The organism is Bifidobacterium mongoliense DSM 21395 (assembly GCF_000741285.1).
GTDB classification, from domain to species: domain Bacteria; phylum Actinomycetota; class Actinomycetes; order Actinomycetales; family Bifidobacteriaceae; genus Bifidobacterium; species Bifidobacterium mongoliense.
Genome location: NZ_JGZE01000001.1, coordinates 196,429 through 209,387 on the forward strand (window position 1 = coordinate 196,429; position 12,959 = coordinate 209,387).

Sequence of the window (12,959 nt, forward strand, 5' to 3'; positions counted from 1 at the left end):
GCATGCGTCTATCTGTTTCAGATATCAGGTAACCACGAACGACCCGACTTTTCAAGGGTTCTCGGGTAATTTCCCCCACCTCGTTCCTTCCGCGCGGTATGCGGGATCAGGAGAAGCATTGTATGGCATGGCTTGCGCCCTCGTGCAGGAACACCGCCCTCCCGGGGTCCTATGGCCTTCGGTGCCCAGCGTGCCGAGCAGCGATGACGGTATGCCATCGGACAGGTCGGTCGCCCGGTCCCCGGTGGTGAACACCACGCGGGTCGAGCAATGATCGGGTATGCGGACGTGACGTGAGGTGCGCGCGGCGAAGATGACCGTGATGCCGGGCTTGCGCAACGCCTCCTGGAGGGCATGGGCCCGAGGCTGCGCAGACAGGGGGTCGAGCAGCTCGTCGGCGTCGTCGACCAACCATATCCGCCGCGTATCCGGGGCGCGGTTCCCCGGGGTGTCGGGGTGGTTCTCTCGGTCATCGTGATGGGGGAGGTTTCCGAACACGGCAGGGGCGTCGTGGCGTGGTTGGTCGGAGTCGACCGGAGGGCTCTCGCGCATCGGCCAGTCTGGGATGATGCCGTACCGGCGCAGTTCCGCGTCGAGACGGTGCAGCAGGGTGCTTTTGCCTCGACCGTGCGGCCCGATGATGGCGACGTTGCCGTGATGCGTGGGCAGAGTGGCGAGGAACCATGTAACGCCGTCATCCCCGAGGGCGAAGGGCGGTGACGGCATCGGCCTTCTGCCCTCAGGCTCGGTCGTGTTCGAGGGATCGCGCCGTTCCGCCCCGGCTGGCGTTCCTTCACGCCCCGCCGCCCGGGTCCGGTCATCGGCGCCCGTACGCTCGAATGCGGCGTCGCGTGTGATGGATGTGGGCAGGGGCGCGGTGAACAGCGGTTCGACCGTCGGCAGATCCATGAATCGATGGGCGAGCGCAACGGCCCTGAGCAGCGGCGTGGGGTTTCGGATCGCGCAGCAGCGTATGCCGGTCATCCCCTCGCCGTCGGAGCAGAAGGCGGCTCCGGGGGTCTGGGGGCTGAGCAGTCCGGCGCATGCGTCGCCCAGCATCTCATGGGATTGCATCGCATCCAGGACGCGAAGGCAGAGTTTGAGCGACATGTTCGCCTTCATGTCCGCATTGATCTGCCCAATCGGGTTCTGCGTGCAGGCGATGATGTGCATGCCGAGTGATCTGCCGAGCGACGCCACGCGAATGAGACGGCCGATGTAGTCGGGCAACTGGTCCTTGAGGGCGTGAAACTCGTCGATGACCACGATGAGTTCGGGCTCGGCTTCCCGGAGGCCGTCGATGTGGCTCACCTCTTCGTCGACGAGCCGTCGCTCCCGACGGGTGAGCTCGCATTCGAGGGCGAGCAGGGCCCGTGCGGCGTGTGCCAGGTTGAGATCACAGACGTTACCCACGACATGGGGAAGCGCGGCCAACGGTTGGAAGGTGGAGCCGCCCTTGAAATCGAGGAAGACGAAACGCACTCGATCCGGCGGATTCAGCGTCGCCAGGGCCATGCACCAGCTTTGTAGCAGCACGGATTTCCCCGATCCGGTGGTGCCGGCCACCACCGCGTGGGGCCCTTGTCGATGCAAATCCAGGGTGAACGGCCCATGACGGCTCACCGCGACCGGGACCGCGAGCGTCCGCGGGCCGAGCCAATGCCGTATGAGGTCGCGCCAGAGCAACGGGTCGTCATCGGCGTCGAGATTGAGCAGCGCCTCCAGGTGTGGGCTGTCCAGGGCATTGACGGCGGTCGCGTTGTTGGGTGGGGGGTCTGTCTCGGTGCGGGCGGCTTCGGTCCTTCGGCTGGCCCGATCGCGCATCACACGCGAGATGAGCGGTATCGCCATGCCGAGCATACCGGAACCGATCATCATGGCGAACAGCCATTGCCCCGCGACGATGAGGACGATGGCCATCACTGCCTGGGCAATCATCGGGAGGATGAACTGCAGGAGATCCGCGATGTTCGACCATGCAGGGATTCGACGCCTGCGTGGTCTCGGTGTGGCCCGGGCTCCACGTCTCGTGCGCCGACGGGGGTGTGGTGTCGCACTGGTATCCATGCAGCCATCTTCGCCTCATACCCGGCGGTGGCCGGCCAGGCGGACCGGGTGTGGTCGGAGGCGGTCGGTCCGCGTGTCTCGCTCCGTGGCATCCTCGAGACGCAACGGGGGAGGGTTACTGCTGCTGGTTGGCTTCGGCCAACGTGCCCACGGTGCCGGCCTTGTGCTCGCCCCGGCCCAGTGCGGCGAAGAGTTCATGGTTTTTCGCCGTATCGAGGAGTACGCATGATCCCACGCCGTCGACGTAGTATCCGGCGTCCTTCCAATACAGGCTGCCGGTCACGCCCGAGCCGCCCGTCGCGGAACGGAAGGCCATGGCCATGGTGGCCAAGGTGTACGGCGTCGTGTGCTCGTCGACTCGTATGGCCCGCAACCCCGCTTCGGCGGTGGCCGTCGTCTTGCCGAAGTTGCTGAGTGTGGAGCCCGAAGCAGCGGTCGACATGATCGCGGCGATCACCTGGCGTTGCCTCGCCGCACGCCCGAAATCGCCGTTGGGATCCGAATAGCGCATGCGGGAGAAGGCCAGGGCCTGGTCGCCGTTGGCCACATGGCATCCCGCTTGCCACTTCATGCCGGAGTTGACGTCGTCCACGGTGTGGTCATAGCACAGCTTGACGCCGCCCAGGGCGTCGACGACTGATTTCAATCCGCCGAACTGGATTTCGGCGACATGGTCGATATGTTGCCCGGTGACGGTCTCGACCTGCTTCACCAGGTCGGTTTTGGAGATCTGGTAGACGGCGTTGATCTTCATGTAGTCCTGGCCCACCTGCACCAGGGAGTCACGCGGAATGGAGATGAGTGAGCTGGGGCCCGAATTGGGTTTGGTGAGGACCAGAATCGTATCGGTCCTTGCCCCCGTGGTGCCGTCCTGGCCCGTGGTGCCGTCGCGTTCGTCGGAACCCAGGATCAGCCATGATGTTCCGGGCGTGTTGGGGGTCCCGGGCAGCCACTGCGAGGAGTTGAGGTTGCTGTCCACCCAGTTCCAGGCCCCGAATAAGGCCAACGCGAGGGCCGCGGCAAGAATGATGAATGCCGTGAGCAGACGGTGGTGGCGCCGGCGGGGTTTCACCGACCGGGCCGTAGCCCCTGAGTGGGCCAACGGCATGCTTGGCGCCGAGGATCGGGATGACGCGACGGACGACACGGGGGCTCCGATGCGGGTCCGTCCTGCGGTGGAACGTGCGGCGCCTCTGTCGGCGTAGCTATGCGCGCGGGTCTGATCGGACTGGCTGGACCGTGCGCGGGATGTCGGGGTGAAACTCGAAGGGGTGGACGGGCCGCTCGCGGTCCGCCCCTGTGGCGATGCGGATGCTGACGACGCGGATCGTGACGAAGCGGTCGCCGATCGCCTCAGCGGCGATGCCGACACGCTCGGCATGCGTCGGGCGTCCTGTGGTAGAGGGCTCGAGGCAGCGACTTGTGATGGTGCGGCATGCGAGGATCCAACGTGCGACGCCGCGGCACGATGCGGTGTGAAACGGGGTGGTTGAGCCGCTGACGAGGATGCTCGTCCTGCGTCCACAGTGGAACCGCCGGTCGCCTGATCGGCGGCGGGCCCCGCAGCGCGCCGCCTGCGGGTGCTGGCCGGAATGAAGCTCGGAGGGGTGCCGTGCGTCTCGGAATCTTCGCCTTGCTGGCTCATCTCCACCTCCGTTGTCCGCGTTCCTACTCTCTTGTACTCGTCACCGGGTCGCCGGCGCGCTCCTGTGACTCACTTCTGCGCAGGAACGGCACATACCGTCGCGTTGAGGTAGCGGTCGGCTATGCCGATGTACTGACCGGTGTTGGCGTCTCGGATCGTGCCGTTCTGCGGATCGACGATGCCCCCGGTGTTCGGATCGAGGAGGCTGCCGTCCTGCTGGGTGATGAGGCCCGTCTTGGGGTCAGGGGTCGCCGTCGGAGTCGGGGTGGCCGAAGCGGACTCGCTATCCGAAGGAGAGGGCTGGTCGTCGTTCGTCGTCGCATCGTTCTGGGTGGTGGGGGCCGCCTGGTCGTGCTCGGTCAACGCCTTGTCCTTGCGCAGCTTGGTCCACACCTCGTCCGCCGTCGTACTCCAGACCACGCGTGCCGCGGGATCGCTGGGCGCGGGAACCACGGGGATGGTCTGGGCGTAGACGTGAGCGGTATCGAGGTTCTTCAGGCTCAGCGCCAATCCGGCAAGCGCCGGCAGATTCGCCAGACCGCTGCTCATGTTGAGTGATTTGAGGGCGGCCTTGCCGAGCTGGTAGATCTGGCTGGTGTTGGTGAACAGACTCTTCGATCGGGCCTCGTTGACCAACTGCTTGATGAGGTACTGCTGTCGCGTGGTGCGCATGATGTCGGAGCCGTCCGTGCCGGTGCCGTGCCTCATGCGGGCGTACATGGTGGCGTGGGTGCCGTCCAGGTGACGCAGACCGCGTTTGAGATCGAGGTCGGTGTAGGTGTCCTTCGTGTCCTCGGGCACGCAGATGGTCACCCCGCCGATGGCGTCGATCATGTCGCGCAGGCCCGCAAAATCCACCACGATGAATTGCTGCAGGTCCAAGCCGGTCAGGGCGTTCACGGCGTGCATCGTGCAGCTCGCCGCGGCCTCCAGTCCGCCGCCCCGGTCCCATGCGGTGTTGAAGATCGAGTTGAACATCACGTCATACTGCGCGGGAATGGTGCCTTTGGGCGTCTCGCAACTGGGGACGTTGACCAGTGAGTCGCGCGGAATGGACACGATGTTGACGTAGGAACGGTCGGCGCTGATCTGTACGACCATGGTGGTGTCGGACTGGTGCGTGCCGGCGTCCTCGCTGTCGTGCGAGCCGCTCAGGGCGGCGTTGCCCGCGCCGTCGCGGGTGTCCTGTCCGAGCAGGAGGAAGGATATGGGTTTGCCGGCGTTGGGGTCCACGGGATCGGCCTCGGCCTTGGATCCGTTCTGCGTCAGGACCGCGATGCCCTGTTCCTTGACGATCGAGTTGAACTCCAATAACGTCGCGCCCACGGCGGTTCCCGCGAAGGTGAGCGCAGCGATGATCGAGGCCGCCGTGACCGAACGCAGACGGTGCAGCACCCGGTACCCCGCACTGTGCAGTGGTCGGGGGGTGCGCCATCCGCCGATATTCGGCAGCTTGCCGTCATTACGGTGAGAAGTCACGCTTTCGCCTTCCTGTCGTTCACCGACCGCCGGCTGTGTCGGGGCCGGGACGATGATTCACTCAACCACTCGAGTCTAGGACACAAGGTTAACGATTCCTGAGAGAGCGTTGATACCTGACGAGTCTCTTCACGTAACCCGACGGTGACGCTCGTCTCGGCGCAGGGGCATACGGAGCATTGACACGCATGAGATTTGACAAACGGCGCGGTGCCTGAGTGTAATCAACGGGTATCCGTGGGGTCGTGGGGGTTGCGATCGATCGGGTCGATGGGTAAGGAGGGGGCATGTGGGGTGCCGAAGAGGATGATGAAGGGGACGTTGGGCGCGAGCGGTGGGGGGAATGTACGCGACGCGGCCGGACAGTCATGGAGGCAACGGGCGCTGTGTTCGCAGACCGATCCGGAGGTCTTCTTTCCTGAAAAGGGCGGGTCGACCAAGGACGCGAAACAGGTGTGCGCCCGGTGTGAGGTCCGTGAGCAGTGTCTGCAATGGGCTCTCGATCATGACGAACGTTTCGGCATCTGGGGAGGGATGAGTGAACGCGAACGACGGCGGTACAAGCATGAGCACGGCTCCGCGGCCTAGTTGCGGCGGGCTGCGGCACCCCGTGCGTACACTGGGGGTATGAATTCCACAGATATCGATGAGTTGCAGCAGATCGTGGCCGGCGCCATCGGCTCCCACGACGGTGGCCGGCCCCAGTCCGTGGATGCCGGGATGGCCGCCGTCATCACCGTGGAGCACGACCGCCGATATCTGTCGGCGACGCTCACCGCGGTATTCGGCCAACGGGTGTTGCCGGCGGTCATCGTGGTGGCCGATTGCACCGGTGCCGTCAAGCACCCCCTGCAATCCTCGTTCGAGTTCACGCCCGCGATGCAGGACGGACTGATCACACCCTCCGCCGAACGGTACGACGTCACGGTACGCCTGGTGGGTGTCGACAAGGCCGCCTCCTTCTCCGATGCCGTCAGGAAAGCCGTGCGCGTTGCGCGCGTGAACGATAACGTCCGCGGATTATGGATGCTGCACGACGACGCGCGTCCGGCCGATGAGCGGTGCTTCGAACATCTCCTGGAAACCTGGCGCAATGCCCCGAGCGCCACGGTGCTGGGGTGCAAGCAATTGGATTGGGATGGTTCGGCCCTGCATGATGTGGGTTCGTATGCCGGTCGCCATCGGATCGCGAGTCTGGTCGTCGACGGCGAACCCGATCAGGAGCAATACGATGGCCGCAGCGATGTCTATGCGGTATCGCTCGCCGGTGCGCTGGTGTCCATGGCGGCGCTACGCACGTTCGAGTGGCCCGATCCCTGGTTCGGCACCTATCGGGAGTCGGCGGATTTCTGCCGCAGGGTGTGCCTGGGCGGCGGACGGGTCGTGGTGGTGCCCGCGGCGAGAATCGCCCATCGGCGAGCGCGGTTCGAGGGGGTTCGCTCCCACGCCGGCAAACCCATCGACGACGAGATGCCCGCCAACACGACCATGGAGCGCATGCGCGCCGGGCAACGCTATCGATACACCGACATGCATCGCACAAGGTGGTTGTGGGCGTGGTTGTTCAGCGTGCTGTTCAGTCTGGGTGCGTTTGCCCGACTGTTGTTCTCCAAGCAACCCTATGAGGCGTGGTGCGCGCTGCGGTTGCCGTGGCTTGCCCCGGCCGGTCTGGTGCCGGCCTTGCGCGCGAGACGGCGTATTCGGCGTCAGGCGGTTCTGGGCATCGGCCGTCTGCCGATGCTGGTGGCCAGCCGGCGACAGATCGCGTCGTGGCGGGAGCGTGACGAGGCGCTGCGCAGTCAGCGCGGCACTCGCATACTCAGCCCGTTGGAGCGGGCGCATCTTCGTCGTCGGCGCATCCGGCGCGGTTCCGCCGCCGTCGGCATGATGGCCGTCGCCATCGTCGCCCTGGCCCTTCGGTACCGTGAAGTGCTCAGCGGCGTGTGGTCGGGAGGCTCACTCTCCTCGGGTCTGCTGTTGCCCACATCGGCCGGTTTCGGTCAGTTGTTGCGTTCGGCCACGACGCCATGGGTGTTCGGCATGTCGGTGGGCATACCGGCGCCTCCCACGCCGTGGCTGTTGGTGTGGTTGGGAGCCGGCGTGGTCACGCTGGGTCACGTGGCCGCGGCCCTGCCCATGCTCTACGTCCTCTCCGCTCCATTGAGCGCGTTGTCCTTCTGGGCGTTGGTCGGGGTCTTCACCCGTTCGGATGCCGTCAGGGTCGTCTGCGGGTTGCTGTGGACCGCTCTGGCCTTCGGTTTGGGGCTGTATGATACGGCGAACCTGGCCATGCTCACCGTCATGATGTTCCTGCCCGCCGCCTTTGCGTTCGCATTCCGTGCCGTGGGCATGTACCATACCGAGGATCTCGTCACGCCCCGTTCATCGGTGCAGGCGGCCGGTTGCTCGGCCCTGTGCTTCGTCCCGGCCGTGGCGGCCGAGCCGCAACTGTTCCTTCCCCTGGTCGCGGCGTTTCTCGTCTTCCTCGTGTTGGTTCCCCGGCATCGCGCCACCCTGCTGCTCATTCCCGTGCCCTCCGCCTTCGTCGTGGCGCCCACGCTCGTCAATGCGGTACGGTATGGGTCGCTCGGGCTGTGGCGGCAGCTCTTCGGCGACATCGCCGTGCCGCGGACTTCGGTCAACGGTGCTCCGCGATCGCTCAATCTTGCGGATATCGTCGCCCGTGTGGCCCTTCCTGTCGGTCGTGGGACGGGCTCCGTTCGCGGTTGGGCCGAATGGCTGGGCGTGGCGTCGATCGCGGGATTGCTCGTCGTCGTCGTGTTGGCCGTCCTGTCGCTGATGCTTCCGTTCGCGTTGCGCGTCTCTCGGATGATGTGGACGGTCGTCGTGGCCGGTGGGGTGTTGGCCATGGTCTCCTCTCGCGTCGTCATCGCCGTGGATGCCGACGGTCCGGTCGCCGGATCGGTGCAGCCCGGAGTCTGTCTTGCGATGTTGGGTCTGCTTTGTTGCGCCAGCCAAGTGGCGGGTGACGCGGTGGCGCGGTATCGTCCGCTGGCCCTGTCGATGAGTGAACGCGACGAAGTGCGCGCCGGCTCTGCAGGCCGTCGTCTGGTGTTGGTACGTGGGGCGCGGGCCGGATTGACCGCACTGCTTGCGGTCTGCGCGGTCGCGTGGGCGGTTCTCGGACTCATGGGCGGGACGGCGCAGTCCGTTGCCGCGGGGTCGCGGGGATTACCCATGGTGGCGGTCGATTATCTTCAGAAGAACCCGGCGCATCGGATTCTGGCGGTGCGGGCCAGTAGCCGTACCGCCGTGTCCTATACGGTGATGCGCACGGCCAAAGGCGATCTGGTCGATGCCTCGCCTGCGCAACGGGCGCAGTTCGCCTCGGGTATACGCGACGCCCATGGCGATCGGTTGGCGTTGTCCGCCGCACGTCTGCTCGCGCATGCCGACGCCGACGCGATCGACGACATCGCCTCTTTGGGATTCGGAGGCATCTATGTCGTCGGATCCGCCGAGGACCCGGCATCCGACGCCGCTGAGCGTGACGCCGCCATGGAGCTGTCCACCAACATCACCACATCCGAAGGCGTCCAATCCGTCGTGTCGGGAACGGCCGGCACCTACTACCGCGTGACCGCGATCAGCGACAATGCGCGGCTTGGCGTCGACACGCGGCGTCAGCTGACCATGCAGACGAGCGCATGGCGATACGCATGGCTGTGGTGCCTGGCGTTGGTCATGCTCATGTATTGCCTGGTCGCCATACCCCGTGGATACCACACGGCCGAGGAGGAATCGTGAGGAGCGAATCAATGCGGACGAACCATGCCGACAGGACGCGGCGCATCATCGCCGGAGTCGTCACGATGCTCATGATTCTCGGTGTGGTCGCGACGCTTGCCGTGCATCGGCCGCTCCCGTGGCTTGTCGACCGCGTGCCGACCGGCGCAGCGACCACGGTCCACGAGGTTTCCCAGACGCAGTTGACGACCTATTGCCCGGCGCGCATGGGCCTGTCGGATACCGGATCGTACGGGGACAGCGAATTCCAATCCTCCGCCGGCGATATCTCCTCCTCGGCCCGATACGCCGCCTTCGGTTCCATCTATCGCGCCTCGATCGGCACCCTCGACGGACAGGACACGGGGGATGGCGAACTTGAGGATCCCGATATTCTCGACGCGTCGAACGTGAAGGCGGCGTCGGGCACGGTGGATGGTGGTGCGCGCATCGTCGACACCCGTATGCTGCGTGCGGAGTCGGGCACCGGAACGTCATCATCGGTCGTTTCAACGGCGACGAAGGGCGATCTGAGCGGCCTGTCGGCATCGTCCTGCATCACCCCGTCGCTCACCCCGGCCTTCCTCCTACCGGCCACCACCGACGGCACCACCCAGCAACTGGTCGTGGCCAACACCTCGGCGAAAGCGGCCACCGTGCATGTCAGAATCTGGGGCACCTCCCACACCGGAGTCCTGACGTCGGCTGTGGGAAGCTCGTTGGGTGTGGCGGCGCATGCGCAATCCGTCTTCGATCTGGTGGCTGCGGCCTCCGACGAACGGGGGCTGTTCGTGAGCGTCTCCAGCCTCGAAACGCCGGTTGCCGCCTTCGTGCGCACGGTGCGGCTCGACGGCCTGACCGTGAAGGGATCGGACTACGTGTCGGGTGCGGCGCCCGCCGCGAAGCGCATCATGCTGCCGGCCGTGCATGAGGGCGATGAGGTCACTCTGTTCGCCTTCGGGAGGAACCATGCGAAAGCCCGGGTCTCCTGGGTCGGCGGTGATGACGGCGACGTCTCCGAGCATGCTATCGCCGCGGACAAAGTGTCGGCCATCGATGTGGGCAAGGCCCCCAAGGGCGTCCAAGGGCTGAGTATCGCATCCTCCGAACCGATTCGCGCCCAGGTGCGTGTGACGCGCAGCGGCGATGCCGGGCAGCAGGATTTCGCCTTCATCGGCGCTTCGGTGCCGGCGCGGCAGTCAGCCGTGGTGCTGCCCGGTTCGGTCGCTGGATCGATGTCCTTCATCAATACCTCGGATGCATCGCATACCGCGACGCTCCGCGCCTACGACGATCACGGCAAGGCCGTGGGGTCGCGCAGGATCGAACTCAAGGCGGGGGATGCGCTCAGCCTCTCCGACGGTGATGTCGGCAATGGGGCCCGACTGTTCGCGTTGCACGATGCCGAAGGCATCGCGTGGGGGATGCGAGTGTCAAGCGACGCTGTCGACAAGGCGAAGCTGGCCGGCGTCGGATACCTTGAGCCGCAGTCCCTCGACGTGCGCAGTGAGCGCATTCGCGTGCAGGCCGATCAGGGCATCGTCCGGTAGGTTGAGGCCCTGATGTCGGGGTATCCCGTGAGCGCCTCCCAGGTCGGGGCGCTACATGCCCCAGTCGGGGTCTATCTCCTCAGGCCGGCGGCCGTACAGTTCGGCGATGCGGGAGACCAGTTCGTCGCGTATCGCCCACTGCAGGTTCGCACGGGCCCCGGCATGCATCTGCAAAGGGAGCCGGTAGAGCACGACGCGTGCGGGCAATCCCCGCCCGGCGGGAAACGACTGGGAGTCGAGGCTGGGGCTGTCCTCCCACGGGGCCGGCTGCGAGGGCGGTACGTCCTCGACGGCGAACTGCACCGGTGCGACGAGGTCCGGCCATGCCTGGGACAGGCGGCGCAGCTGCGAGGCCACCATGTCGTCGAACATGCCGCCGCGCGTGCGGTAGCGGGGCAGACGCGATCCGAACATCGGGGTGCGCACACCCCTTCCGTGACGATTGCGGTATACGCGGGTTTGCCATGGCGGACGAATCATACCTGCTACGTTATGCCATGGCGGCGGCATTGCGTTACGATACATGAGTCATGACGACGAGGTGCGGGAGGAAAGCATATGGCGGTACGAACCATACCGGACCGGACGGGACTCGATCTGGACGAGGCCTGCGCCCGTGCACGCGTCGTCGCCTTCGACCTGGACAACACCCTGGCGCGATCCAAGAAGCCGATGAGCCCCGAGATGGGGCGCAGGATATCCACGCTGACCACGCTGATTCCCGTGGCTATCGTCACTGGCGGCAGCTTCGCCCTCATCGACAGCCAGGTGCTCGCCATGCTGACCGATGACGCCGACCGCACCAATCTGCATCTCATGCCCACCAGCGGGACCCGATACTATCGTTGGAGCGGTTCGGACTGGCATCGCGAGTATGCCCATGATATGAATTCCGACGACCGCCGCAATGTCATCGCCGCGCTGGAACGCCATGCGCGTGAGCAGGGCATCTGGTGCGAGCACCCCTGGGGGGATTGCATCGAGGACCGCGGCAGTCAGATCACGTTCTCCGCGTTGGGGCAGCGTGCCCCCATCGAACGCAAGGAGGCGTGGGATCCGGACAACGCCAAGAAGAACCGGCTCGCCGAGGCGGTCGGCCGTGACTTTCCCCACCTGGCGGTGCATTCGGGCGGTTCGACGAGCGTCGATGTCTCGCAGCGCGGCATCGACAAGGCGTATGCCGTACGGACCCTCGCCTCGCTCCTGGACACCCAGGTGGGGCGGATCATCTATGTCGGTGACCGCATGGACCCGGACGGCAACGATTACCCGGCCGCCATGGCCGGCACCATCGCCATCCGCGTGTCGGGGCCGGAGGACACCCTGCGGCTTTGTGATGCGTTGATCGCCGGGCTGTCCCGCAACGCCGGTGCCACCATATAGCGCACGGCATAGAGCACAGTGCGGCAGCCGTAGGGCTCCGGGTCGACGCCGCCGCGATCCCTGTGCCTTCGACCACCATGCCGTGCCAGCCATGCGACGATGAGGCTGCCGGCGTAGTCTCCAGGCATGGACGATGACCTTGCCTACCGCGATTCCACCGATGATGCTCTTGCCGACAACGGCCTTGGCGACTCTGGCCTTGCTGACGATGGTCTTGCCGACTCTGACTTTGTGGACTGTAGTGTCGTGAATGACGGCGTTGCGGATGACTGGTCTGTGGATGACGGGCCTGACGGTATCGACCGCCGGCGCGCACGACGCCGTGCGGTGCGCCGTGTGGTCGGTGCGTTGGTGGGTGTGGTGCTGCCGCGTGGGTGTGCGGGATGTGGTGTGCCGGACGTGGTGCTGTGCGGGGAGTGCGCATCGGGGTTCCTGATGCCCCAACGGCGTGCCATGCGCGGCGTGGTGACGGGGGAGTGCGATGGTTGCGGCGTCTACCGATCCCGGGTCCGGCGGGCCGTATTGCGTTGGAAGGATCACGGCGATGAGGAGTGCACGTCGGCGTTCGCCCGTCTGTTGTGCAGGCTCATGGTCGATCGGGGGATGGTCGCCCGCTGTATGGGCGGTGTGCTCATCGTACCTCTGCCGTCGTCGCCGCGATCGGTGCGTATGCGTGGCCGATGGCATATGCTGCCGCTGGCCCGACGCCTGGCGATGGTGCTGCGTGGGCTGGGGGTCGATGCTCGTGTGGCGACGCCGTTGCGCATGAGCGGTGTTATGGGCAAGGCGGTCCAGACGGTGGGTGCCGGGCGACGAGAGGACCGGGCGAGGGAGGCGCTGCACCGTGCGTCGCGCGCCGTCATCGAAGGCAGGCGCGTCATCGTGCTCGATGACATCGTGACCACGGGGGCCACGATGCGACGGGCCGTGCATCTCCTGCGCGAGGGGCGTGCCGAGGTGGTGGCGGCGTTGGCTCTCGCCCACGCGGCGCAGCGCCCCGCGCCGTGATTCCGGTAGGATGTCATGGACCATAGTGGCCCTTTAGCGGCCCCTAGTGGCCGGACGCGGGCCGGACGCGGGCCGGAATG

The 12,959-nt window shown here is 66.0% G+C and carries 8 protein-coding genes and 1 pseudogene; 5 read left to right on the forward strand and 4 right to left on the reverse strand.

Features of this window, described 5'->3' with window-relative positions; genetic code table 11:
- Window positions 1–51: 51 nt before the first annotated feature.
- From BMON_RS00880 to BMON_RS00890, 3 genes are all read right to left on the reverse strand, one after another.
- Window positions 52–2,067 (reverse strand): FtsK/SpoIIIE domain-containing protein, encoded by a 2,016-nt coding sequence (locus BMON_RS00880; RefSeq protein ID WP_081882725.1) that lies wholly within the window; start codon window positions 2,065–2,067, stop codon window positions 52–54.
- A gap of 115 nt (window positions 2,068–2,182) precedes the next feature.
- Window positions 2,183–3,175, reverse strand: a complete 993-nt coding sequence (locus BMON_RS10290) for an LCP family protein (RefSeq protein WP_051917690.1) — start codon at window positions 3,173–3,175, stop codon at window positions 2,183–2,185.
- Between the two features lie 606 nt (window positions 3,176–3,781).
- Window positions 3,782–5,191: an LCP family protein gene (locus BMON_RS00890; protein WP_081882727.1), complete on the reverse strand. Its 1,410-nt coding sequence runs from the start codon at window positions 5,189–5,191 to the stop codon at window positions 3,782–3,784.
- 287 nt (window positions 5,192–5,478) lie between these two features.
- Between BMON_RS00890 and BMON_RS00895 the strand changes: the two are divergent.
- The 3 genes and pseudogenes from BMON_RS00895 to BMON_RS00905 all read left to right on the forward strand — a co-directional run bounded on the left by BMON_RS00895 (window position 5,479) and on the right by BMON_RS00905 (window position 10,488).
- Window positions 5,479–5,779 (forward strand): annotated as a pseudogene (locus BMON_RS00895) (WhiB family transcriptional regulator).
- A gap of 39 nt (window positions 5,780–5,818) precedes the next feature.
- Window positions 5,819–8,959, forward strand: coding sequence for a glycosyltransferase family 2 protein (locus tag BMON_RS00900; protein ID WP_033511063.1), 3,141 nt, complete (start codon window positions 5,819–5,821; stop codon window positions 8,957–8,959).
- 11 nt (window positions 8,960–8,970) lie between these two features.
- Window positions 8,971–10,488, forward strand: coding sequence for a DUF5719 family protein (locus BMON_RS00905; protein ID WP_033511061.1), 1,518 nt, complete (start codon window positions 8,971–8,973; stop codon window positions 10,486–10,488).
- Between the two features lie 51 nt (window positions 10,489–10,539).
- Here BMON_RS00905 and BMON_RS00910 read toward each other — a convergent pair whose 3' ends face one another.
- Window positions 10,540–10,968, reverse strand: a complete 429-nt coding sequence (locus BMON_RS00910; RefSeq protein WP_033511058.1) for a metallopeptidase family protein — start codon at window positions 10,966–10,968, stop codon at window positions 10,540–10,542.
- Between the two features lie 78 nt (window positions 10,969–11,046).
- Between BMON_RS00910 and BMON_RS00915 the strand changes: the two genes are divergently transcribed.
- Both BMON_RS00915 and BMON_RS00920 read left to right on the forward strand, forming a co-directional pair.
- The gene (locus BMON_RS00915; RefSeq protein WP_033511056.1) at window positions 11,047–11,871 is read left to right on the forward strand and encodes an HAD-IIB family hydrolase; all 825 of its coding nucleotides are present in this window, start codon (window positions 11,047–11,049) and stop codon (window positions 11,869–11,871) included.
- A gap of 126 nt (window positions 11,872–11,997) precedes the next feature.
- The gene (locus tag BMON_RS00920) at window positions 11,998–12,879 is read left to right on the forward strand and encodes a ComF family protein (protein WP_051917693.1); all 882 of its coding nucleotides are present in this window, start codon (window positions 11,998–12,000) and stop codon (window positions 12,877–12,879) included.
- The last annotated feature ends 80 nt before the right edge of the window (window positions 12,880–12,959 follow it).